Origin of the sequence: Streptomyces sp. MBT53 (genome assembly GCF_016654115.1) — a bacterium.
GTDB lineage: Bacteria > Actinomycetota > Actinomycetes > Streptomycetales > Streptomycetaceae > Streptomyces.
The window spans coordinates 102,914-126,981 of sequence record NZ_JAEQAZ010000004.1; the positions used below are offsets into that span (position 1 = coordinate 102,914).

19 protein-coding genes are annotated in these 24,068 nt (G+C 71.2%); 8 read left to right on the top strand and 11 right to left on the bottom strand.

Translation table 11 applies throughout. The features are described 5' to 3' along the window. Positions 1-4: 4 nt before the first annotated feature. The 8 genes from JHN45_RS03015 to JHN45_RS03050 all read left to right on the top strand — a co-directional run bounded on the left by JHN45_RS03015 (position 5) and on the right by JHN45_RS03050 (position 11,054). Positions 5-952 (top strand): carbohydrate ABC transporter permease, encoded by a 948-nt coding sequence (locus JHN45_RS03015; RefSeq protein ID WP_201047877.1) that lies wholly within the window; start codon positions 5-7, stop codon positions 950-952. 47 nt (positions 953-999) lie between these two features. Beyond that, positions 1,000-1,806 carry a carbohydrate ABC transporter permease gene (locus tag JHN45_RS03020; protein WP_234469586.1) on the top strand — a complete coding sequence of 269 codons (807 nt, stop codon included), beginning with the start codon at positions 1,000-1,002 and terminating at the stop codon, positions 1,804-1,806. A gap of 29 nt (positions 1,807-1,835) precedes the next feature. After that, positions 1,836-4,562 (top strand): glycoside hydrolase family 38 C-terminal domain-containing protein, encoded by a 2,727-nt coding sequence (locus JHN45_RS03025; protein ID WP_201047878.1) that lies wholly within the window; start codon positions 1,836-1,838, stop codon positions 4,560-4,562. Between the two features lie 58 nt (positions 4,563-4,620). After that, complete coding sequence (locus JHN45_RS03030) at positions 4,621-7,602, top strand: glycoside hydrolase family 2 TIM barrel-domain containing protein (protein ID WP_201047879.1); 2,982 nt, start codon at positions 4,621-4,623, stop codon at positions 7,600-7,602. 124 nt (positions 7,603-7,726) lie between these two features. Further along, positions 7,727-9,451 carry an MOSC and FAD-binding oxidoreductase domain-containing protein gene (locus tag JHN45_RS03035; protein ID WP_201047880.1) on the top strand — a complete coding sequence of 575 codons (1,725 nt, stop codon included), beginning with the start codon at positions 7,727-7,729 and terminating at the stop codon, positions 9,449-9,451. Positions 9,452-9,619: 168 nt separating this feature from the next. Next, the gene (locus tag JHN45_RS03040) at positions 9,620-9,955 is read left to right on the top strand and encodes a hypothetical protein (RefSeq protein ID WP_201047881.1); all 336 of its coding nucleotides are present in this window, start codon (positions 9,620-9,622) and stop codon (positions 9,953-9,955) included. Positions 9,956-10,053: 98 nt separating this feature from the next. Then, positions 10,054-10,701 carry an RNA polymerase sigma factor gene (locus tag JHN45_RS03045; protein ID WP_201047882.1) on the top strand — a complete coding sequence of 216 codons (648 nt, stop codon included), beginning with the start codon at positions 10,054-10,056 and terminating at the stop codon, positions 10,699-10,701. After that, on the top strand, positions 10,698-11,054 hold the full coding sequence (locus tag JHN45_RS03050; RefSeq protein ID WP_201047883.1) for a hypothetical protein: 357 nt from the start codon (positions 10,698-10,700) through the stop codon (positions 11,052-11,054). The genes JHN45_RS03045 and JHN45_RS03050 overlap by 4 nt, the downstream gene beginning before the upstream one ends. Here the strand turns inward: JHN45_RS03050 and JHN45_RS03055 are convergent. From JHN45_RS03055 to JHN45_RS03105, 11 genes are all read right to left on the bottom strand, one after another. After that, on the bottom strand, positions 11,032-12,048 hold the full coding sequence (locus tag JHN45_RS03055) for a sugar kinase (protein ID WP_201047884.1): 1,017 nt from the start codon (positions 12,046-12,048) through the stop codon (positions 11,032-11,034). The two genes, JHN45_RS03050 and JHN45_RS03055, sit on opposite strands and share 23 nt — an antisense overlap. Then, entirely contained in the window at positions 12,045-12,692 is a 648-nt protein-coding gene (locus tag JHN45_RS03060; protein ID WP_201047885.1) for a bifunctional 4-hydroxy-2-oxoglutarate aldolase/2-dehydro-3-deoxy-phosphogluconate aldolase, read from the bottom strand. Before JHN45_RS03060 ends, JHN45_RS03055 begins: the two co-directional genes overlap by 4 nt. A gap of 30 nt (positions 12,693-12,722) precedes the next feature. Then, positions 12,723-13,541 (bottom strand): hypothetical protein, encoded by an 819-nt coding sequence (locus tag JHN45_RS03065; RefSeq protein ID WP_201047886.1) that lies wholly within the window; start codon positions 13,539-13,541, stop codon positions 12,723-12,725. Continuing rightward, positions 13,538-14,683: a galactonate dehydratase gene (gene dgoD, locus JHN45_RS03070; RefSeq protein WP_200714520.1), complete on the bottom strand. Its 1,146-nt coding sequence runs from the start codon at positions 14,681-14,683 to the stop codon at positions 13,538-13,540. The genes JHN45_RS03065 and dgoD overlap by 4 nt, the downstream gene beginning before the upstream one ends. Continuing rightward, positions 14,680-15,441, bottom strand: a complete 762-nt coding sequence (locus JHN45_RS03075; protein ID WP_201047887.1) for a FadR/GntR family transcriptional regulator — start codon at positions 15,439-15,441, stop codon at positions 14,680-14,682. The genes dgoD and JHN45_RS03075 overlap by 4 nt, the downstream gene beginning before the upstream one ends. 34 nt (positions 15,442-15,475) lie before the next feature. Further along, positions 15,476-16,249 carry an SDR family NAD(P)-dependent oxidoreductase gene (locus JHN45_RS03080; protein ID WP_201047888.1) on the bottom strand — a complete coding sequence of 258 codons (774 nt, stop codon included), beginning with the start codon at positions 16,247-16,249 and terminating at the stop codon, positions 15,476-15,478. 52 nt (positions 16,250-16,301) lie between these two features. Then, complete coding sequence (locus JHN45_RS03085) at positions 16,302-18,362, bottom strand: alpha-galactosidase (protein WP_201047889.1); 2,061 nt, start codon at positions 18,360-18,362, stop codon at positions 16,302-16,304. Then, positions 18,359-19,207, bottom strand: a complete 849-nt coding sequence (locus tag JHN45_RS03090; protein ID WP_200714516.1) for a carbohydrate ABC transporter permease — start codon at positions 19,205-19,207, stop codon at positions 18,359-18,361. Before JHN45_RS03090 ends, JHN45_RS03085 begins: the two co-directional genes overlap by 4 nt. Beyond that, complete coding sequence (locus JHN45_RS03095; protein ID WP_201047890.1) at positions 19,207-20,142, bottom strand: carbohydrate ABC transporter permease; 936 nt, start codon at positions 20,140-20,142, stop codon at positions 19,207-19,209. Before JHN45_RS03095 ends, JHN45_RS03090 begins: the two co-directional genes overlap by 1 nt. A gap of 1 nt (position 20,143) precedes the next feature. Beyond that, the gene (locus JHN45_RS03100; RefSeq protein ID WP_201047891.1) at positions 20,144-21,439 is read right to left on the bottom strand and encodes an ABC transporter substrate-binding protein; all 1,296 of its coding nucleotides are present in this window, start codon (positions 21,437-21,439) and stop codon (positions 20,144-20,146) included. A gap of 78 nt (positions 21,440-21,517) precedes the next feature. Beyond that, positions 21,518-23,677 (bottom strand): glycoside hydrolase family 27 protein, encoded by a 2,160-nt coding sequence (locus JHN45_RS03105; protein ID WP_201047892.1) that lies wholly within the window; start codon positions 23,675-23,677, stop codon positions 21,518-21,520. Positions 23,678-24,068 lie beyond the last annotated feature (391 nt).

Genomic DNA, 24,068 nt, shown 5'->3' on the forward strand with positions numbered 1-24,068 from the left:
CACGATGACCGACATCGCAACCCGCGCGACGCGTCGGGTGGCATCGCCCCGGGGCCGTCGCCGTCTCAACGGCGGCGGCCCCCGGGCGGGCACCATCTTCGCGTTCGTGATCCCCTTCTTCCTCCCGTTCGTGCTCTTCTACCTGGTGCCGGTCGGCTACGCGCTCTGGCAGAGCGTCCGTGTCGTGCGCCGCACCGGCGGGCAGTACGGCACCTCGTACACGACGTTCGGGGGTTTCGAGCAGTACACGAAGGTCTTCCAGAACGACGAGTTCTGGTCCAGCGTCGGCCGTATCGGCCTGTTCGGCATCGTGCAGGTGCCGGTGATGCTGTTCGTCGCCCTGGTGATCGCGCTCCTCCTCGACACTCCGCTGCTGCGGCTCAAGTCGGTGTTCCGCATCACCGCGTTCATGCCGTACGCGGTGCCCGGCGTGATCGCCGCGATCATGTGGTCGTACCTCTACTCGCCCCAACTGAGCCCCGTCGTCGACCTGTTGAACGGCATCGGGCTCCATCCCGACTTCCTCGGGCCGGGCGCGGTGCTGTGGTCGGCGGCGAACATCTCGACGTGGCTGTGGACCGGCTACAACATGCTGATCATGTTCTCGGCCCTGCAGTCGATCCCGCAGGAGCTGTACGAGGCAGCCAAGTTGGACGGTGCGACCAACTGGACCATCGCCTGGCAGATCAAGGTCCCGATCATCGCCCCGTCGATCATCCTCACCACGGTGTTCTCGATCATCGGCACGCTCCAGCTCTACGCCGAACCGGCCGTGCTGCGGCAGATCTCCTCGAACATCTCCAGCACGTTCACGCCGAACATGCTGGCGTACGCGGTGGCCTCCGGGAACAACTACCAGCAGGCCGCGGCCATTTCGGTGGTCATCGCCGTCATCACCTTCGTCCTGAGCTTCGGGTTCATGCGACTGACCTCGAAGAGGGCCGGCCTGTGAGCAAGCAAACCGTGAACCGTGAGAGCCAGGTCAGCCGTACGGCCGCCATGGCCCTGATGCTGCTCCTGGCGATCTACTTCCTGCTGCCGATCTACTTCCTGATCGTCGCCGCCACCAAGCCGCAGGGGGATCTCGCCGCCACCAACGGGCTGACGTTCTCGCACTTCAACCTGTTCGAGAACCTGCGCGTCCTGTTCACCCGCAGCGACGGCATCTTCGGCAAGTGGATCGTCAACACCGTGATCTACGCGGTGTTCGGCGCGGTCGTGGGCACGCTGATCTCCGCGCTGTGCGGCTACGCGCTCGCCAAGTTCCAGTTCCGTGGGCGGGAGTTCCTGTTCTCCGTCATCCTCGGGGGCGTCCTCGTCCCCACCACCGCGCTGGCGCTCCCGCTGTTCCTGCTGTTCTCGGCGACCGGGATCGTCAACACGTACTTCGCGGTGTTCCTGCCGAGCATCGTCAGCCCGTTCGGCGTCTATCTCGCCCGGATCTTCGCCAACGCGGCTGTCCCGCAGGAGCTGTTGGAGTCGGCGCGGCTGGACGGTGCCGGTGAGTTCCGCACGTTCTTCTCGGTGGCGTTCAAGCTGATGACGCCGTCGCTGGTGACGATCTTCCTGTTCCAGTTCGTCGCCATCTGGAACAACTTCTTCCTGCCGATGGTGATGCTGCAGAAGGAGTCCCTCTTCCCGATCACGCTCGGCCTCTACGAGTGGAACGGCCAGACCGCGCGGGCCCCGCTCCTCCAAGAGTCCGTGATCACCGGCTCGTTGGTGTCGATCGTGCCCGTGATCATCCTGTTCATCCTGCTCCAGCGGTTCTGGCGCACCGGACTCGCCGCCGGTTCCCTCAAGTGACCGCCCCCGCACAGAAGGTGCCACCCGTCATGAGCGACTCCGCTGTCTTCGTGCCCCATTTCCACTGGGACCGGGAGTGGTACGAGCCCTTCCAGGTGTTCCGGCACCGGCTCGTCGCCGCCCTCGACACCGTGCTGGAGACGGCGGAGACGGACCCGGACTTCCGGTTCACCGTCGACGGTCAACTGGCCGCGATCGAGGACTACTTGGAGATGCGGCCGGAGAACCGCGACCGGGTCGTGGCCCTCGTGCGCGAGGGCCGGCTCGCCATCGGGCCGTGGCTGATCCTGCTCGACGAGTTCCTCTGCTCCGGCGAGACCATCGTCCGCAACCTCCAGATGGGGTGGACGGCAGCCGAGGAACTGGGCGGCGCGATGCCGGTCGGCTATCTCCCGGACATGTTCGGCCACATCGCGCAGATGCCGCAGATCCTGGCCCGGGCCGGCATCGAGCACGCGGCGCTGTGGCGCGGGGTCCCCGGCTCCGTCGACGGCCACGCCTTCAACTGGCGTGCGCCGGACGGCTCCCAGGTCCGCACCGAGTTCCTCTTCGACGGCTACGACAACGGCCTCGACGTCCTGCTGATCCCCGAGCAGATCGGCCGCGCTCTCAACGACTACGCGGAGATGACGGCCGAACGGTGGGGCGGCGACCCGGTGTTGGCGATGGCGGGCACCGACCACAACGCGCCCGACCCCCAACTCGCCTCCTGGTTGCGGCGGGCCTCCGGCGAGGAGCGTCCCATCACCGTCGCCACGCTCGACGAGTACGTCCGCAAGCACGTCCGCGACGAGGTGTCCGCCGCCGTCACGGGTGAGCTGCGCAGCCATGTGCGCGGCAACATCCTCCCGGGCGTGCTGTCGGTGCGGCTCGGGCTCAAGCAGCGGATGGCGCTCGCCGAGCGCACGATCGACCACGCCGAGCGCATGAACGCGCTGTGGTCCCGGCGCGACGACTCGCCGTTCCTCCGCCTCGCCTGGCACAAGATCATCGAGTCGACCGCGCACGACTCGGTCGTCGGCTCCGGCACCGACGAGACCTGCGACCAGGTCGCCGCCCGCCTCGCCGAAGCCGCCCAGACGGCCCGTGCCGTCCGGGACGCGGCGCTCGCCGAGCCCGCCGCCCTGGTGCCGAGCGACGGCCATCTGGTCGCCAACCCGCTGCCGTTCGACCGTACGGCGCTGGTCGAGGTGGACGTCGTGGCCCCGCCCGAGGGAACCGCGCTCCTCGCCACCGCCGCCGACGGTTCGACGGCCCCCGTGCAGCTGATCTCCCAGGCGCCGACCGTCCTCGCCGACGAGCGCATGGACGCCTCGCAGTTGGAGCGCGTGCTGCGCCGCATCCACCGCCGCGAACTCTTCGGCCGGCTGATCGACCACTACGAACTCACCGCCGGTGAGCTGGTGTTCCACCTCGCCGAGGTACCGACGAGCGGCCCCTTCGACCTGCTGATCCTGCGCCGCGAGGTCGCGGAGGCAGCCGCCGCGCATCCGGGTGAGTGGCGGGTGCTGACGCTGGAGGAGGCCCGGGCCACCGCGCTCGTACCCGTGGACGTCCCCGCCTCCGGGCTGGCGAGCTTCCGGGTCGAGCCGAGCGAAACCACCGCGTCGACCGCGTCCGTCCCCGCCACGGCGACGGACCGCACGCTCGCCAACGGCCTGGTCGAGGTCACGGTCGCCGCCGACGGCACCCTGGACATCACCGGGCAGGACGGCACCGTGCTGTACGGCGTGGGGCGCCTGGTCGACGGCGGTGACCGGGGCGACAGCTACAACTACGCTCCCCCGGCGCAGGACGTCCTCGTCTCGGAGCCCACGGAGATCACCGTCGAGGTGCTCGAAACCGGCCCACTGCGTTCGCGGTTGAGCGTCACGCGGGTCTACGAGTGGCCCGCCGCGCTCTCCGCCGACCGTGACGTGCGCGGTGACCAGGTCGTGCCGACGCCGGTGGAGACACTGGTGGAAGTGCGGGTGGGCGAGCCGTTCGTGCGGGTCTCCACGTCCTTCCTGAACCGGTCCGCCGATCACCGGCTGCGGTTCCATGTGCCGCTGCCCGAGCCGGTGACCACGTCCGCGTCGGCCGGGCAATTCGCCGTCACCGAGCGCGGGTTGACCGCCGAGGGCGGCTGGGGCGAGTATCCGCTGCCGACCTTCCCGGCCGGTTCGTTCGTGTCGGCGGGCGTGGCCACGGTCCTGCTCGACCACTCCAGCGAGTACGAACTCGTCGGCGACGGCACCGAACTCGCGATCACGCTGCTGCGCGCGATCGGCTCCATCAGCGTCAACATCCACCCCCTGCGCGACGAACCGGCGGCGAGCGAGATCCCCGTACCCGGTGCGCAGGACCTCGGGATGCGGATCGAGAACCGGTTCGCCGTCGTGCCCTCGGCGTCCGGCTGGCGCGGTGCGCACGCGGTGGCGCTCGCCGAAGAGTTCCGGGGCGACGTCCTGGTGACTCGTGGCACCGGACCCGCCCTGGGTCAACTGTCGCCGGACACCACCGGGTTGCGGGTCGACGGGAAGGACGTCCTCGTGTCGGCCGTCCGCCGTGTCGGTGGCGAAGACGCCCAAGTCGCTGGCACCGAGGTGCGATTGACCGCGATGAGCGACACCGCGTCCACGGTCCGCGTGACGGGGACCTTCACCGAGGCCACGACCGTCGATCTGCTGGGCCGGCCGCTCTCCCGCACCCCGGTCACCGACGTGCTCGAACTCGGCCTCGGGCCCTGGGAGATCCACACCGTCGTGCTCCGGTAGGCCGCCATGATCGAATGCAATACGCCCCGTTCTGCTCTCATGAAAGCGTTGTGACCTCTTGCTCCCCGAGTTCTCCCCCCATGTCTCCGACCTCGCACCCGGCCGCGGTGCCCTGCGCCCGGCGCGCTCGTGGCTGCACTCCGACGCGAAGTCCCTCTCCCTGAACGGGTCCTGGCGTTTCCGCCTCTCCCCCACCGCGACGGCGGCGGAGGACTTCGCGGCCGAGGGCTTCGACGCCGACGGCTGGGACAGCATCCCCGTGCCCGCGCACTGGGTGCTGGAGGGCGACGGCGCGTACGGCCGCCCGATCTACACCAACATCCAGTTCCCGTTCCCGATCGACCCGCCGTACGTCCCGGACGAGAACCCGACCGGCGACTACCGCCGTACCTTCGACGTGCCCGCCGACTGGTCGGACGCCGAGCGGGTCGTGCTGCGCTTCGACGGTGTCGAGTCGCTGTTCCGCGTGTGGGTCAACGGAGTCGAGATCGGCGGCGCCAGCGGCAGTCGGCTGGCCCATGAGTTCGATGTGACGTCCGCGGTGCGGCCCGGCGCGAACGTCGTCGCGGTGCGGGTGCACCAGTGGTCGGCGGCCAGTTATGTCGAGGACCAGGACCAGTGGTGGCTGCCGGGCATCTTCCGTGATGTCACCCTGGTCGCCCGGCCGGCCGGGGGCATCGAGGACGTCTGGCTGCGGACCGGCTTCGACGACGGGCGCGGCCGGGTCGAGGCGGAGATCACCGCCGACGCGACGGCGTTCCCTGTCACCCTGCGCATCCCCGAACTGGGCGTGGAGCAGGTCTGGGCAACGCCGGCCGACGTGACGCCCGTCGACATCGCCGCTGTGGAGCCGTGGTCCGCCGAGCAGCCGCGCCTCTACGACGCCACGGTGTCCACGGCCACGGAGACCGTCACCCTGCGCGTGGGCTTCCGTACGGTCGAGATCCGCGGGGACCAGTTCCTGGTCAACGGGCGCCGGGTCGTGTTCCACGGGGTGAACCGGCACGAGACCCATCCGGAGCGCGGCCGGGTCTTCGACGAGGCGCACGCCCGCGAGGACCTCGCGCTCATGAAGCGGTTCAACGTGAACGCGATCCGCACCAGCCACTACCCGCCGCATCCCCGGCTGCTGGACCTCGCCGACGAGCTCGGGTTCTGGGTGATCCTGGAATGCGACCTGGAGACGCACGGCTTCGACAAGGTCGGCTGGACCGGCAACCCCAGTGACGACCCGGCCTGGCGCGAGGCGTACCTCGACCGTATCGAGCGCACCGTCGAGCGGGACAAGAACCACCCCAGCATCGTGATCTGGTCGCTCGGCAACGAGGCGGGCACCGGCAGCAACCTCGCCGCCATGTCGGCGTGGGTCCACGCCCGCGACGCCGAACGCCCGGTGCACTACGAGGGCGACTACACCGGCGAGTACACCGACGTCTACTCCCGGATGTACGCGTCCGTCCTGGAGACCGAGCAGATCGGCATCGACGGCTCCCGCGCCCCGCTGCTCAACTGCACGCCCTCTCAAGGCGCCCGGCAGCGCACCAAGCCGTTCCTGCTGTGCGAGTACGCGCACGCGATGGGCAACGGTCCTGGCGCGTTCGACCAGTACGAGGCGCTGGTGCACGAACACCCGCGTCTGCACGGCGGTTTCGTCTGGGAGTGGCGCGACCACGGCATCCTGGCCACGGCCCCGGACGGGACGCCGTACTACGCGTACGGCGGTGACTTCGGGGAGGTCATCCACGACGGCAACTTCGTGATGGACGGCATGGTGTTGAGCGACGGCAGCCCGACGCCGAGCCTGCACGAGTTCAAGGCCGTGGTGGCGCCGGTGGACTTCGCGTTCGACGGCGAGAAGGTCGCGATCACGAATCTGCGGCACACGGCCGACACGTCCGACCTGCGGTTCCGCTGGCGGATCGAGCACGACGGAGTGCCGGTGGATTCAGGGGAGTTGGAGGTCCCGCAGGTTGGGGCGGGCGACTCGGGGTGGGTGTCGCTGCCGTCGGTCGCGGTGTCGCCGGACGCCGAGACCTGGTTGACGATCGACGCGGAGCTGGCACGGGACACGGCCTGGGCCTCAGAAGGTCATGTGGTGGCAACTGCCCAGCTGGACCTGTCGGTTCGCCGTCCGGTGCCCGCTGTCCGACCCCGGAGCAGCTGGCGGCCCGGCGACGGAACACTCACGCTCGGGATCGCCGAGTTCGTCGACGGTTCTCTCGTGCGCCTCGGTGAACGTGCCGTGGCGGGGCCCCGGTTGGAGCTGTTCCGCGCGCCGACCGACAACGACAAGGGCGCCTGGGGCGAGGTCGAGGAGAGCGACGCGAGCGTGTCGGGGGTGTCCAACGCCGAGCTGTGGCTCCGTGACGGCCTCGACCGGCTGACCTCGCGACGAGTGTCCATCGAGCAGACCGCGGACGCGCTGCGCACGGTCGACAAGGTCTCGGCCGCCGACTCGGGGCTGTCGGTGCTGGTGGAGTCGCTCTGGTCGCGGGAGAGCGACGGCGAGGTGGAGCTGCGGGTGGAGATCCAGCCCGCGCACGGCTGGAAGACGGTGTGGCCGCGGATCGGGGTGCGTTTCGAGCTGCCCGACGGCACGGCTCCCGTCGACGGCGCCGAGTGGTTCGGCCTGGGCCCGCTGGAGTCCTACCCCGACAGTCTGCGCGCGACCCGCACCGGCCGGTTCGCCGCGAGCATCCGTGACCTCTCGGTCGAGTACGCGCGGCCCCAGGAGACGGGACACCGCTCCGCGGTGCGCCGGCTGGCCCTGACGACCGGCGACACCGAAGTACTGCGCGTCGAGGCGCTCCCCGACACACAGGGCCGCCGTCCCGGCTTCACGCTGAGCCGTCACACCCCGCAGGAGATCGCCCGGTCCGGACACCCGTTCGAACTGCCGGTTTCGACGTCGAGCCACCTGACCGTCGACGCCGCGCAGCACGGCCTCGGCTCACGGGCCTGCGGCCCGGACGTCTGGCCGGCGTTCGCGCTGCGCCCCGAAGCCCGCACGATCAGGCTCCGGATCACGGCACCGAACTAGAGCATGTACTGCATGTACTGAGGGTGTGGTCTCGCACGGCGGGGACCGCACCCTCAGTATGGGAGGGGACGACTGCCGTCCCGGGCGCGACCGTGCCGGTCGTCCCCGTGGGAAGGAGTTCCCCGTGCCCACCCTGCTGTCGGTGAATGTCGGGATGCCGAAGGACGTGCCGTGGGAGGGCCGGAACGTCCGCACCGGTGTGTGGAAGTACCCGGTGGAGGGCCCGGCCATGGTCCGGCGGCTCAACATCGACGGCGACGGCCAGGGCGACACCGCCGGTCACGGCGGCGAGCAGCGGGCCGTGCTCGTCTACCAGATCCAGTCGTACCGGCACTGGCAGCGGCACTTCGGCCGCGACGACCTCGGCTACGGTCAGTTCGGCGAGAACCTCACCGTGGACGGTCTGCTCGACGACGAGGTGTGCATCGGCGACCGGTACCGCATCGGCGAGGCCGAGTTCGAGGTCACCCAGCCGCGCGTCACCTGCTACCGGGTCGGCATGCGCTTCGGCGAACCGGAGTTGGCCGCCCTGCTGGTGAGCCATCACCGTCCCGGCTTCTACATGCGCGTCCTCCGCGAGGGGCGGGTGCGGGCCGGCGACCGGATCGTACGGACCAGGACCGGTCCGGGCGCGCTGAGCGTGGCCGACACGGACGCGCTGCTCTACCTCCCCGGCCGCGACCCCGCCAAGCTGCGGCTCGCCCTCAACGTGCCAGCGCTGAGCCCGGGTTGGCAGGGCTCCTTCCGCGAACTGCTCGCCGACGCCGACGGTTCGGAGCCCGCCATCCGCCCGGCCTGGGACGGTTTCCGCGCGCTGCGGGTGACGGACGTGACCGCCGAGAGCACCACGGTCACCTCGATCCGGCTGGCCGACCCCGCCGGCTCTCCGCTCCCGGCGGCCCGAGCAGGCCAGTACCTCACCCTGCGCGTCCCCATCACGACCGGCCCCGCCCCCGTGCGCAGCTACTCGCTCTCCGCCGCGCCCGACACCGGCAGCTACCGGATCAGCGTCAAACACGAACCGCACGGGACGGCGAGCGGCTATCTGACCACGCGGCTGCGGCCCGGTGCGGACCTCCAAGTCGCCGCGCCCCGGGGCGAGTTCGTGTACGCCGACGGAAGCGGGCCGGTGCTCCTGGTCTCCGCCGGGATCGGCCTCACGCCGGTGCTGTCCATGCTGCACGCGCTCGCCGCCCGGAAGAGCGAACGCGAGGTCTGGTGGATCCACGGTGCCCGCGGCCCCCGCGAACACCCCCTCGCCGCCGAGGCACACGACCTGCTCGCCTCGCTGCCGCACGCGCACGAGTGCGTCTTCTACAGCGCGGCCTCACCCGAGGAACGCCGACGTGCCCACGCCTCCCCGGGCCGCCTCACCAAGGACAGGCTGATCGCACTGTCCGTCCCCGCCGACGCGACCGCCTATGTGTGCGGCCCCGCCCCCTTCATGGCCGACATGCGGCAGGCCCTCACGGAGGCGGGCGTCGATCCGGCGCACATCCACACCGAGTTGTTCGGGGCCCTGGCCGCCGTCAACCCCGGAGTCACCGGGCAGCCCGCCCGAGCACCCCACCAGCCGCCGGGGCCGCCCGGCACCGGCCCGACGGTGACCTTCGCGCGCAGCGGTCTCACCGTCCCGTTCGGCGACGGCGGGCGCAGTGTGCTCGAACTCGCCGACGCCTGCGACGTCCCCACTCGCTGGAGCTGCCGCACCGGCGTCTGCCACACCTGCGTGACGCCCCTGCTGTCCGGGGCGATCACCTACTCCCCCGAACCGCTCGAACCACCGGCCGCCGGTGAGGTCCTCATCTGCTGCGCCCGACCGGGAACGGACATCGTCCTGGACATGTGATGCGGCCTTCGCCGCGGAGCCGTAGAAAAACTGATCCGACCCGCAACCTCGATGCGGTCGGAACGTCTGTGCGGGTGGAGGCGCCTCCGAGCCAGGGCCTTCGCCACGGGAAACCACCTGTGGCGGCGGCCCGACAGACCGTTCACCATCGACGATTCGAGGAATCACATGTCCGCAGGTCAGGCTGTTCGCAGCAGCCTCCGCTCGGGCCGGGTGCGGCTCGCGCTCGGAGTCACCGTCGCCGCCACCGCGCTCGCTGTGGGCGGCACCGTCACCGCCCACGCCGACACCGCTCGGCCCGCCCCTCAGAAGAGCGGGTCCGTGGTCGTTCCCCCGTGTGAGAACCCGGACCCCAGTCCGGTCGAGGCGGTGCCGGGTGGGAAGTCCCACCTGCCGAAGCATCTCCCGCAGAAGTCCCTCCACGTCATCCTCGGCGACTGCGGACCGGACACGCCGAGCGTCGGGGACCCGGTGGAGGCGACGCCCGTCCCGGGTTCGAAGTAACCAGCCCGCCGAGGTGGAGCCGCCGGGTCCTCGCCCGGCGGCTCCACCGCCCGTCCGGTGCGTCCGGGCGTACGACGACCTTGACGTCCGGGAGATCCATGAGCACAGCGACGACCCTTGCCGCCCCGGCCCGGCCGACCTCGCGCCGATGTTCCCCGGTGGCGCTATGGCGGGCGGTGCGGCGGCTGGTGCGCGAGGCGGCCTCGGGCGGTCGGACGCCGACGGTTCCGGACGCACCGGCCGTCCCCGCCGACTTCGGCGAACCCGGCATCGACGCGCTCTACGCCCACCGCCGGCTGGACTTGGTCCGGCTCGCCCTGCTGCTGGTGGACGACCTCCCCACGGCGGAGGACGTCGTCCAGGACGTCTTCGCCGCGCTCTACCGGCGCTACGGCGCGCGGCTGGCCGGTCTGGACAACCCCGACGCGTATCTGCGCACGAGCGTGGTCAACACCTCGCGCTCGGTGCTGCGCCGGCGCCGTACCGTACGCGCCCATGTCCCCGAACGCGCGGGGCACGCGCCCTCGGCCGAGGAACCCGTGCTGCTGCGCGAGGAGCACGGGGAAGTGATCGCCGCCCTGCACCGGTTGACCCGGCGGCAGCGTGAAGTGCTGGTCCTGCGCTACTGGTCCCATCTCAGCGAGGCGCAGATCGCCGACACGCTGGGGCTGTCCCGCGGTGCGGTCAAGTCCACGGCGAGCCGGGCACTGGTCGCCCTGCGCCGAGAGCTGGAGGCTCCCCGATGATCGAGCAGGACCACGGTTCCGGTGTCCCGCCGGACTCCGTCGAGCAGCGGCTGCGCGACGCCCTGCGAGCCCGGGCCGACTCCGTCGACCTGGCGGCGCTGCGCCCCGCCGTCCCGCCGACCGCACGGGCCCGGTTCCGGCTCACGGCCTTCCGGCCCGTCCGTCGCACCGCTGTCGCGCTGCTGGCCGTGGCCGCCGCGGTGGTCGGCGTCCTGTTCGCGGTGACGCACCTGGACCACGGGACGCCGGTCGGGCCCGCGCGCCCCCCGACGGTGTCGCCCTCCCCCGGTGACATGAACGCCAGCCCCGACCCTCCCGCATCGAACCCGGTCACCGCGGTGCCCCATCCGTGACCGGGACGGCCAACTGCCCTGCCGCCGCGGCCCATTCGTCGGCCGGGAGGGCGAGGAGCCGTTCGATTCGGGCGCTGTCCGGCAGGGGTCCGTGATCGGCGGTCACCTTCAGTGCCGACGCGGCCGTGATGTGTCCCAGGCGCAGCGCGCGCTCCATGTCCTCGCCGCGCAGCAGACCGGTGAGCACTCCGGCGGCGAAGGCGTCGCCCGCGCCGACCGGTTCCACCACGTCCGTGCCGAGCGCGGGTACGGTCCAGGTGCCCTCCGCGCCGAAGGCGACGGCCGACCGGCCGCCGTCCTTGACGACGAGGAGGCGCGGGTGCGGCAACAGGTGCCGTACGCCCGCCGGTTCGAGGTCCGCGTCCCAGAGGTCCTGTGCCTCGTCGAGTCCGACGAAGGTGATGTCGGCCCGGTCGGCGAGGTCGCGCAGCACGGTGGCGGCCGTACCGGGCGGCCACAGCGCGGGGCGGTGGTTGACGTCGAAGCTGATGGCGTACGGCCGTTCGTCCGGCGGGACGGCGAGCGCGGTGGCCACCAGGTTCCGGCAGGACGGGGACAGGGCCGCGGTCACGCCCGTGAGATGAAGGACGGAGGCCGACCTGAGGCGGTCGTCGTCGAGTACGTCGGGGCCCATCGCGGAGGCCGCCGAGTTGCCGCGGTAGTAGTGGACGCGGGTCCGGCTGCCGGACGGCTCCTTCAGGAGCAGGCCCGTGGGCCGCTCCGGGTCGCGGCGCACACCGCTCACATCGACGCCCGCCGCGCCGACCTCGGCGCGCACCCGCCGTCCCAGGGCGTCGTCTCCGACCGCCGAGAGCCAGGAGACGGGGATCCCCAGGTCGGCCAGGTACATGGCGACGTTGGACTCGGCCCCGGCCACCGACACTTGCAGGTCGTCCGCGCTCTCCAGTGACGCGGACGGGGCCGGTGCCAGGGCGGCCATGGTCTCTCCGATGCAGACCACCGCGCCTCCGGCCGACCGCAACCCGTTCCTCATGACGCCTCCCCCGCGAACGAGGCTTTCCGTACGACGGTCAGCAGGGCGCGCGCCCTGGTGCGCAGCGCGGTCTGGCTGCCGCCGTCGGCGGCGTCCCCGACCAGCGGCGAGCCGACCCCGACAGCGGTCGCTCCGGCGTCCAGATACGCCCGGGCGGCCACCTCGTCCACACCGCCCACCGGCACGAACGCCTCGTGCGGGAACGGGCCGCGCAACGCCTTCAGATAGGCGGGTCCGCCGGCCTCGGCGGCCGGGAAGATCTTGAGCGCGGCGGCACCGAGGGGGCGTGCGGCCAGGATCTCGGTGGGGGTCATCACTCCGGCCAGTACCGGCAGGCCGAGTCGGTGTGCCTCGCGTATACCGTCCCCGAGTGCGGGGGTGACGGCGAAGTTCGCGCCGGCCCGCCGGGCGGCGCGGGCGTCGTCGGCGGTCAGGACCGTACCGGCGCCGAGGGGCCGGTCGGGGCCGAGTTCCTTGCGGGCCCGCTCGATGACGGACAGGGCGTCCGCACCGGTCAGGGACACCTCGATCAGTTCGACGCCTTCCTCGGCCAGCATCAGTACGGTGCGTACGGCGGCTTCCGGATCGGTGCCGCGGACGATCGCGAGGAGGCGGTGGGTGGCCAGGGCCGCTCGAAGATCCATGGGTCGAATTCCCTTCCCGTTCAGGTCGGTTCAGGCACAGCGGCAGTGCGTGGTCAGCGTCAGCCGCCACCGCGTCTCGCCCGAGGCGGGCACCCGGGCGGCGTCACCGGGGCCCGCCTGTGCGAGGTCGAAGACGCGGCCGAGCATCGGTTCGACGCCCGTGCTGCGATAGGGGTCCCGGGCGGGAAAGCCGCCCAGGTTGCGCCACAGGGCGACGGAGAGGGGCTGCCCGTCGGCTTCGAGGGCGAGCGAGAGCCGGTCGGCCCCGTCGTGGACGCAGCAGTGCGAGGCGTCCACGACGGCTCCTACGGCGGTGCCGTCGTCCGGCCCGAACCGGTCGAGGCGTACTCCGCGCGGCGCGGGCCAGTCGCCCTCCACCCACGGGTCGCCGGCGGGCCACGCCCCGTCCAACAGCGGTGCCGCCTCGGGGAAGAGCCGGGTGCGCGCTCCCTCGCGGAGGTACAGCCCCGCCTGGTCGGAGAGGTCGAGCAGGGCGTGCGCCGCCCATACGAAGCGGAAGCCCGCGTCGGCCGTCAGGACGTAGTCGGCCTCGGCACCGTCGGCGGTGGCACGCAGCGTGCGTGCCAAGGTGAAGCGATCGCAGTGGAGGACGTCTGCCGCTCCCTCGCGTGTCCAGGGCCTGGACCAGGCGTCACCGTGGTCGGGGGTGCCCCGGACCGTGGGGACGCACTCCTCCAGTCCGCCCGCGTCCACGAAGGCGTCGCCGGGGAAGACCTTCTCCCGCTCGGGTGCGTCGCGCCGCCACAGCCATTCGCGGTCCCCCGCCCGCAGCGAGGTCCAACGCCCGCCGTGGGCACGGTCGATAACGATGTCCAAGGGCACGGTCACCACTCCGCGAAGGAGCCGTCGGGGTGCCGCCACACGGGGTTGCGCCAGGCATGACCGGTGCGGTCGGCGGCGCGTACGGCGGCCTCGTCGACGGTGATGCCGAGGCCGGGGGCGTCGCCGCGCAGGGCGTGGCCGTCGACGAACCGGAACGGCGCGGGGTCGACGAGGTAGGACAGGAGGTCGGCGTCCTTGTTGTAGTGGATGCCCCGACTCTGTTCCTGGATGAGGAAGTTGGGGGTGGCGAAGGCGACCTGGAGGCTGGCCGCGAGGGCGATCGGGCCGAGCGGGCAGTGCGGGGCGAGCTGCGCGCCGTAGGCCTCCGCGAGGGAGGCGATGCGGTGCACCTCCGAGATGCCGCCCGCGTGGGACAGGTCGGGCTGGACGACGGCGATGCCCGCGGCGAGCGGGGGCAGGAACTCGGCGCGTCCGTAGAGGCGTTCACCGGTGGCGAGGGGTACCGGGCTCGACTCGACCAGTCCGGCCAGCAGATGGCCGTGCTCGGGCAGGACGGGTTCTTCCACGAACAGCGGGTGCAGCGGGGCGAGTTCGGTGAGGACGCGGCGGGCGGCCGGGGCGGTGAAGCGGCCGTGGCAGTCGACGGCGACATCGCGGTCCGGGCCGAGTGCCTCGCGGGCGGCGGCGACACGGGCGACGATCGCGGCGGTCTCGGCGGGGGTGGGGATCGGTGAGGTGGCTCCGGCGGCGTTCATCTTCACGGCGGTGAAGCCCGCCTCCACCTGGGCGGCGATCTGCTCGCTCAGCTGGGCGGGTTCGTCGCCGCCGACCCACGCGTAGACCCGGACACGGTCGCGCACCGGGCCGCCGAGCAGGGCGTGCACGGGAGCGCCGTAGGTCTTCCCGGCGATGTCCCACAGCGCCTGGTCGAGGCCCGCGACGGCGCTGGAGAGGATGGGGCCGCCCCGGTAGAAGCCGCCCTTGGACATCACCTGCCAATGGTCCTGGATGCGCAACGGGTCCTGCCCGACGAGGTGTTCGGCCAGCACGTCTACCGCGGCGCGCACCACCTCGGCGCGCCCCTCGACGACCGGTTCGCCCCAGCCGACCACGCCCTCGTCGGTCTCCACCCGGCAGAACAGCCAGCGGGGCGGGACCAGGAAGGTTTCCACACGGGTGATCTTCACTGGGAACGGGTGCCTTCCGTTTCTTCGAGGTCCGCGTCGGAGTCCTCGTCGGTTTCGCCGAGCCGGTCCAGGTCGCGGCCGGCCTGATCGAGCAGGGCACGCATCGCGGCCTCGGCGGCCTGCGGGTCCCGCTCGCGTACGGCGTCCAGGACGGCGCGGTGGGCCGGGACCGGGTCCTCGCTGTGCGGCGCGCTGTGCACGATGCGGTCGCGGTGCGCCAGGCCCGACTCGATGACCATCTCCATGCGTTCGAGGAGTTCGTTGTGGGTGGCGGCGAGCAGGGCGCGGTGGAAGGCGAGGTCGGCCTCGACGGCGTGGGCCGCGTCGGAGCCCTCCTCCCCCATCGCGTCGAGGGCGCCGTCCAGAGCGGCCAGGTCCGCGTCGGTGCGGCGCAGGGCGGCGAGGCGGACGGCGGCGGGTTCGATGATGGCGCGCACTTCGGCGAGGTTGTGCAGCAGCGCCCGGTCGGACTCGGAGGTGGAGGCACCCTCGAACTGCCAGCGCAGCACGTCCGCGTCGAGCAGGTTCCATTCGGCGCGGGGGCGCACGAAGGTACCGCGACGCTGCCGGGCGTCGACCATCCCTTTGGCCGCGAGCACCTTCAGCGACTCGCGCAGCGCGGTCAGACTGACGTCCAGCTCGCTCTGCAGCGCGACCAGATCCAGCGTGGCCCCTTCGGCGATCTCGCCGCCCAGGATGCGGCGGGCGAGGACTTCCACGGTCTGGCCGTGGACGCCGCGTCGGGCATAGGGCGTCATGTCGTACAGCCTTTCTGCTGGTTGGGGAGCGTGGTCATGCGGAGGCCTTGACGACGCTCCAGCCGCCGTCCACCACGAGACTCGTACCGGTGATGAAGGAGGCTTCGTCGGAGCTGAGGAACGCGATGGCCGCGGCCACCTCCTCGGGTGTGCCGAAGCGGCGGGCGGCCGTCTCGGCGATGCTGCGTTCCCGTTCCTCGGGTGGCACTCTGTCCCAGGCGGCTGTGAGTATCGGTCCCGGCACGACGGCGTTGACCCGCACAACGGGCCCGTATTCGACGGCGAGTTGGCCGCACAGGGAGAGCAGGGCGCCTTTGGCGGAGGCGTAGGCAGGATGTCCCGGGAGGCCCCTGTGGGCGTGCACGGACGAGGTCAGCACCACCGCGCCCCGCCGCTCCTCCAGATCGGGCAGGACCGCCCGGAAACCGAGAAAGCTGCCGGTCAGGTTGACGTCGAGCTGCCGCTGCCAGGAGGCGAGGCTCATCTCGTGGGCGGGTCTGACGTCGACGGTGAAGGCGTTGCTGACGAGGACGTCGACAGGCCCGAAGGCGTGCGCGGCCTCGACGATCCGCGCCCAGTCGTCCTCGGCCGCGACATCGGCGGTCACGAACCTGGCCTGCCCGCCGTCCTTGCCGATGCGCTCCGCCACCGCCTCGCCGCGCTCCTCGGCGATGTCGACGAGCACGACGGCCGCTCCCTCCTCGGCGAGGCGTACGGCCGTGGCGGCGCCGATTCCTGAGGCCGCTCCGGTGATCACGGCCGTGCGCCCGGTGAAGCGGGCGCCGTGCCGTCGTACGGGCTGGTCCATCGTGGGGTTCGACTCCTTCGCGCGTCAGGGCTTGCTGGAAACATAACGGGGCTCACTCGCGCAGCAGCACGACCAGGTCGGCGTCATGATCGGCACTCCACGCGAACGGCAGCCCGTGGTGCAGCAGATGGGCTCCGCCGTACGACGTCCCGGTCGCCGTGTCCCGGTAGCGCGCCGCCGGTTCGAGTCCCCGCAGCCGGAGCCGTGCCGGACGCCCCGGCACGAGCGGGGCCCCGTCGAGCCGTCCGGTGCTGAGCGCGGCGACGACGGTCCGGTCCCCGGCGTCGTACTGCACACCACAGCTCGGCTCGTCCGGTGCGCCGAGGAGCCGGGCCTCGCCGTGGTGGATCACGTCCCGCACCTCCTTGTACCGGGCGATCCAGCCGGCGGCCTCGGCCCGCTGCTCCGGCGTCCAGGCCCGCAGGTCGGCGCCGATGCCCAGGACTCCGCACATGGCGTTGACGAAGCGGAAGGCGAGGCTGCGCGGGCGCGGGTCGAAGACGCCGGGCGCGTCGGTGACCCAGGAGCTCATGACGTGCGGGGCGTGCGCGTGCAGGAAGCCGTGCTGGATCCGCAGCCGGTCCAGCGGGGCGGTGTTGTCGCTGGGCCACACCACGTCGGTGCGCGCGATCGTCGTGTGCTCGATCCGGCCGCCGCCGCCCGCGCAGCCCTCGACGGTGACGTCGGGGTGGGCGGACCGGAGGTGGTCGAGGACGCGCAGGTATCCGGCGACGTGCTCGGCGTCCAGGTCGACGCGGCCGGCGCCGGGGCGTCCGCGTTCGGTGGGCGGCCGGTTCATGTCCCACTTGAGGTAGCCGATGTCGTAGGTGCCGAGCAGCCGGTCGAGGGTGCCGATCACGAAGTCCTGGACGTCGGTCCGGCCCAGGTCCAGGAGGAGCTGGTTGCGGACGAGCCGGCCGGGGCGGCCCTCGATCCGGTAGACCCACTCGGGGTGTTCGGCGTGCAGACGGCTGCCCGGGCTCACGGACTCGGGCTCTATCCACAGGCCGAAGTCCAGGCCCAACGCCCTCACGTCCGCGATGAATTGGTCGAATCCCTGGGGGAAGGCGGCCGGGTCGGGCCACCAGTCGCCGAGTCCCGCGGTGTCGTCGGCGCGTCCGGTGAACCAGCCGTCGTCTACGACGAACAGCTCGGCCCCGATGTCGGCGGCCGTCTTCGCCAGCTCCAGCTGCCCGGCCGCCTCGACGTCGAAGCCGGTGGCCTCCCAGGAGTTGTAGAGCACCTTGCGGGGGCGCTGAAGGCGTTCGCCGGTGAGGTGTCGTTCGTAGCGGTGCCAGACGCGGGAGAGTCCGTCGAGGCCCTCCGGGCTGAAGGCGCAGGCGAGTCGGGGGGTGGCGAGGGTTTCGCCGGGTGCGAGCAGTACCGCGCCCTCGTGGGGCACGCGGCCCGCTCGCACCCGCACGGAGCCACCGGGTTCGGCCTCCGCGGTCATGTGCCAGTTGCCGGGCCAGGCGAGGGCGATGCCGTACGCGGCCGGCCCGTCCGCGTCCTGCAGCGCGAGCCAGGGCGCGTAGGCGTGTCCCGGGACGCCTTGGAGGCTGCCGATGGTGAACGTGCCTCTGGGCAGGTCGAGTTGGGTGCGCTGGAACTCCTGCGACCACTGGCCGGTGAGGTACGTCAGTCGGGCGACTCCGGTGATCGGGATGTTCACGGCGGCCGAGTCGAGCCGCTCCAGGCGGAGTTCGCGGGTGGCGGTGAACTCCGCCCAGCGGAGGATCACGTCCGTGCCGGGCACGGTCTCGTAGTGGAGGACGGTGCGCAGGCCCAGCTGTTCGTCGCGGAAGGCGAACCGCAGCGCGGTCTCCTCGGCCTCCGCGTGGTCGAACTCCCACCACGATCCCCGGTCCCCGTCAGGACTCGACGCGACCAGCTCCGAGCCGGTGAACGGCCTTGTCCCGTACGGCAGATACTCGGCGGGGGCCGCGTCCGCGGGCGTGATGAAGTGGGTGCGCCGCGACCAGTCGAGGGCGGACGGGCCGTCCTCGACACCGAGCGGTCCCCAGGCGTCGAGTTCGACCCAGGGGCCGTCCGGGGACAGGCGCACGGTGTAGCTGGTGTTCTCCGTGCGCAGGGTCCAGCGCTGGTACGTCACTTGACCGCCCCGAGGTTGAGGCCGGCCACGAAGTGCCGCTGGAAGCGCAGGAACACGGCGACGGTGGGCGCGGCGGCGATGACGGAACCCGCCGCGATGACGTTCCACATCGACACGAACTGACCCTGAAGTCCGATGAGGGCGGCGGTGATCGGCATCTTGGTGTCGCTGCGCAGGACGGTGATGGCCCACAGCAGGTCGTTGAAGATCCAGGTGAAGGACAGGGCGCTGAGCGCGGCGAGGGCGGGGCGGGTCAGCGGGAGGATGATCCGCCAGAAGATCTGCCAGGGGCCTGCGCCGTCGACGACCGCGGCCTGCTGGATCTCCGCCGGGATGGACCGCATGAATCCGTGCAGGACGAAGACGTAGAAGCCGACGCCGAAGCCGATCTGCACGCCGATGAGAGCGGGCAGGGTGTCGAAGACGCCCATCACCTCGCTGAGCTTGGAAACCGGGATGAGGAGGATCTGCGGCGGGAGGAGGTTGCCGCCGAGCATGAGGAGCAACAGCGAGCGGCGGAAGGGGAGTTCGTAGCGGCTGAGGGCGAACGCGGCCATCGAGGCGAGGGCCAGCGTGATCAGGACGCAGGGGATCGTGACGATCAGGCTGTTGATGAGGGCGCGCTGCTGGCCGCCGTCGACCCAGGCCTGGCGGAAGTTGCCGAGGGTGAAGGAGTGCGGCCAACTGCCCAGGCCGTGCGCGGCGATGTCGTCGAAGGAGCGCAGGCTGGTCACCAGGACCAGGACGATGGGCAGCAGCCACAGGATCGCCAACGCGCCCGCGCCCAGGTGGAATCCGGCGGTCGCGGCCCGTTTGCGGCGCAGGGCCGTGGAGTTGGCGGACATCAGTCGGCCTCCCGGAACGCGCGGACGAGGTAGGAGCAGATGACGCCGAAGGCCAGCACGAAGATGACGGCGGCGAGTGCGGAGCCGTAGCCGAGGCGCAGGGACTGGAAGGCGGTTGAGTACATGTAGGTGCTCAGGAGCTCGGAGGAGTGGTAAGGGCCGCCGCGGGTCAGGGACCACACGACGTCGAAGGAGCGCAGCGAGTCGATGACGATGACGGACAGAACTACCGCGTTGACGCTGCGGAGTTGGGGCAGGGTGACGTGCCGCAGGCGTTGCCAGGCGCTGGCGCCGTCGACCTTGGCGGCCTCGTACAGGGCGGGGTCGATGCCCTTGAGGCCGGCCAGGTAGAGGACCATCACGTAGCCGATCTGGCGCCAGAGCGCGGGCACGATCACGGCGTAGAGGGCGGTGTCCTGGTCGGCGAGCCAGGCGTGGCGGAGGCTGCCGAGGCCGACGGACTGGAGGAGTTGGTTGAGGACGCCGTCGGGCTGGTAGATGGCCTGCCAGACGAGAGCCGTGGCGACCAGGGAGAAGACGACCGGCAGGAACATGGCCGCGCGGTAGAAGCCGACGCCGCGGCGCTCCTGTTGGAGCAGGAGCGCGGCGGCGAGGCCGAGGAAGGCGGACAGGCCGCCGAAGAGGACGAGCCAGAGGACGGTGTGGCCGGTCGCGCTGCGGAAGACGTCGTCGTGGGCCATCTCCCGGAAGTTGCCCAGGCCGATGAACTGGGGCGGGGAGACGCCGTCCCAGCGGGTGAAGGCGAGGTAGAAGCCCTGCACGGCGGGCCAGAACACCCACACGGCCTCGACGAGAAGGGGGACCAGGACGAAGGCGAGGACCAGCGGGGGTGTGCGCCGGGGGCCCCGAACCCGCTTGCCCCGGTCGGGCGTTCGGGTCGGGGACGTCCGGTCGGGCGCGGTCAGGACGGCCATGTCAGGCGTTCCAGATCTTCTCGGCATCGCGCTGCCAGTCGGCGAGGATGCTCCCGATCGACTTGGGCTTGGCCAGGAACTTGATCAGCGCGTTGTCGGCGGTGGGCTGGAGGGCGTCGCTGGAGTCCCGGTTGAAGAACTGGGTGATCTCCGCCGCCTCCGCGACATGCGCGCGGCCCTTCTTGACCAGCGCCGTGCCCGAGTCCTTCGCGTCGGGGTGGCAGGGCAGGACGGTGCCGGATGAGCCCTTGATGTAGATCTCCTGGGCCTCGGCGGTGGCGAGGTACCTCATCAGGTCGATGACCTCGTCGTGGCGGCCGGTGCGGGCGCTGGCGAAGTAGCCGTCGACCGGGGCCTCTTCGGCGAGCGGGATCTTCGAGTCGATGATCGGGAAGCGGAAGAAGTCGATGTCGTCGAGGGCGTCCTTGGGGGCGGCGTCGGCGAAGAAGGTGCCGATGAGCATCATGCCGCTGCGGCCGTTGAGCAGGGAGGTGGTGGCGTCCTGGAAGGCGACGGCGGCGCCGTTCGGGTCGAAGTACGGCAGCACCTCCTGCCAGCGGTCGAAGACCTTGCGCACCTCGGGGTCGGTGAACTTGTGCTTACCGGCGAGGAGTTGGCGGTGGTACTCGGCGCCGTTGATCCGGATGTCGAGGTAGTCGAACCACGCCGAGGCCACCCAGGCGGTGCCGCCGCCGGCGCCGAGACCGATCGGGTTGACGCCCTTCTTCTTGAGCTTGTCGCACAGGTCGAGGAACTCGTCCCAGCTCTTGGGCTCGCTGACGCCCCACTTGGCGAAGTTGGACTTCCGGTAGAACATGCCCCACCAGTAGTAGGTGCTGGGCACGAAGATCTTCTTGCCCGAACTCGTCGACGTGCAGAGCGTGTTGAGCGCCTTGGAGTAGCGCTTGAGGTCGGGCGAGGTGGTCCACGCGTCGTCGAGGTCGAGCAGCAGGTTCTTCTTGGCGTAGGCGTCCGCCACCGAGCCGGGGTACCAGGTGTACACGTCGGGCGGGTTGGCCGAGGTGAGGTACGTCGGCAGCTGGGTGCGGTAGGTCTCCGCGGCGACCGTGTTGAGGCTCGCCTTCCCGGAACCCTTCTTGGCGTAGGCGGCGACGAGGTCCTCCATCGCGGCCTTGGCCTGCGGGGCGGAGAGGTTGGACTGGAGGGTCACCGCCCCCTTCGAGGAACTCTTGCCGGTGGAGGTGGAGGTGACACAGCCGCTGAGCAGCGTCGCCGCTCCGGCGGCGCCGAGCCCGGCGAGGAACCGGCGTCTGTCCGGCTGATGGATGTTGGTCATGAGTGGCTCCCTGTGGATCCCTCGCGGGCGGATCCAGGTTCGCGTGGCGTCCCCACCACGTCAAGAATAATTACTAATTTATTTGATCTGAGTCCGGTGCACGTAACCGTCGACACCTCGGTACACCGCGTCGACCGCTCCACCGGGCCCGGCCACCGCACCGAGCGCGCCGTCGAACGCGGCGCTGGGGAAGGCCACTTGCTTGGTCCACCCCTGCCAGGCGCCGTTCTCGAACCGCTGCTGCCAGAGCGTGTAGTCGGCGGCCCGCGCGTACAGCACCACCGCGTCACCCACGGCGACCAGCGTCGGGCTGCCGCTGACGGTCCCACCGAGCGAGGACCACGCGGACCACTCCCCCGAGGTGTCCCGGGACCGCGTCCACACGTCGTCGGCCGCGCTGCGCACGGCGACCTGCACCCGCCCCTGGGAGTCCGCGACCGCGGCCGGGCGCCCGTAGACCGCCCGTCCACCGGGTGCGCCGAGCGAGGACCACGCGGTCGACGGGCGGCGCTGCACGACCTGCCCGTCGGAGCCGGTGGCGAACAGGGTCCAGTGCGCGGGATCGGTGAACGCCACCGACGGCGCGTCGGCCACCTGTCCGCCCAGGCTCTGCCAGGCGCCCCAGCGGCCGTTGGTGAAGGCCCGCCGGTACACCCGCGAGTCCGTGCCGCGCACGAACACGTCGATCCGGCCGCCGGCCGAGGCGTAGGCGGCGGGCTGGCCGAGGAACCGGCCCTTCGTGGGACCGCCCAGATCCTTCGCCTTGCCATCGGCCTGCTGGACGAGCGAGCCGCGCGGGCCGCGCACGAAGGTGATCGGTGTGCCGCCGTCATTCACGACGGCCGGACTCGCCGTGGCCTGCTGCCCCAGATTCGTCCCGGGCAGGGCATCGGCGCCGGTCAGCTTCAGGAACGCGGTGCCGTGCGCGGGGACCTCGACGGTGTACGACCCCGTGTGCGCACCCCGGTCGGCGCGCGCCCGCAGGTCCCGCACCTGGACCGGTCCACCGAGCCCGGCATCCGCGAACTGCACGGTACGCAGGGCGGGTTGGTCCGACCGGTTGAGCAGCACGACCGCGCGCTGCCCGCGCCCGTCCAGCACCTTGCTGTACACGTCCCCGACCGAGTCGGTCGCCACGCGCACGCCCTGGACGGCCAGCGGGTCCTGGTCTACCGCGATGATCTCCGGGTTGCGCAGGGTGGCCAGCATGGAGTCGGACAGGGTGCGGGGATCGGAGCCGAGGACGAGCGGCGAGCCCATCTCGGCCCACATCACGAACTGGCTGGTCGACTCCTCCTGGCTCAGCTCGTACGACCCGTCGGTCATCTTGCGCATCGGGATCAGGTAGTCGGGGTCGTTGTAGTGGCCGGGGCCCTGCGCCTCGGGGTGCCAGGCGTTGGCGTCCATGTTGCGCAGGATGTTGGGCCACTGCCCCGGGCTCGCGGTGCCCCAGGCGATATCGGTGCCGGTGCGCCAGGAGTCGGCGGTCGTCGGGCCGTAGACGTAGGTGTTGTGCGCGTCCTGCTCCGGTGTGTGCGGCAGGCCCCAGTCGTCGGTGAGCGGGTTGCACAGGTTGAGCAGCATCTTGCGGCCGGACTTGGCGACCGCGTCGCTGAACTCCTTGAAGGCCGGGCCTGGATCGAGCTTGGCGCCGATGCCGCACAGGAAGTCGACCTTGACCGCGTCGATCTTCCAGTTGGCGAACTGCCGTGCGTCCTGGTCGTAGTACCCGCGGCTGCCCAGCCCGCAGCTCTTGCCGCCGTCGTAGGCGCCGGCGTCGGTGTAGATGCCCGCGCGCAGTCCGCGTTTGTGGAGATAGGAGACGAGTGCCGGGATGCCGGAGGGGAAGCGGTCCGGGTTGGCGACCAACTGGCCTTGCGCGTTACGGGGGTTGTCGGCCTGCCACCCGCCGTCGAGCCACACGATGTCGTAGCCGCTGTCCCGCAGACCGCTGCTGACCAGCTTGTCCGCGACGGAGCGCACCTGCTGTTCGGTGGGCGCGCCGAGCCCGTAGTAGGTGTTCCAGCCCATGTAGGGCGTCGGTGCGAGACCACTGTCGTAGTAGTCGGGCGCGCCCACCGAACAGCAGGTGCGCTCCGTGCAGGTGCGCGCCGTGGCGGTCCGCGCCGTGGCGGCCGGGGCCGTGGTCGCCGCCAGTACGGTCGCGATGGCGATGACGGTGGCCCGGCGGGTCAGTCTCGTTACCGCGGGTGTGCGGACCTGCGGATGTGAAGTCACGTGCCTCTCCCGAGGGTTGGGAAGCAGGAGGACGTGACGCGGGCCACTCTGCGACAGGGGCCGGGGGCGTCACGGCGACGACTGTGGCGTGCGGCCGAAACCCTGTCAATATTAATTCCTAATTTATTAGAAGGTCGCTTCAGGGGTTGACACAGCTTCCCTCGCGTCACAGCCTTTGGCAACGTTGTCAGTGCCGCCGGTTTTTGATGGGACATCACGCTCATGACAGATCAGTCGGGTTCACCACACGTGTCGCGCCGCGCCTTCGTCACCACGGGTTCCGGTCTGCTCGCCGGGTTCGGTCTCGGTTTCGCCGCACCCGCGTCGGCCACCCCCTCCTCCCCCGCCCAGCCCGGTGAACTCGCCCTGTACCGCCCCGTGTCGGTCTCCT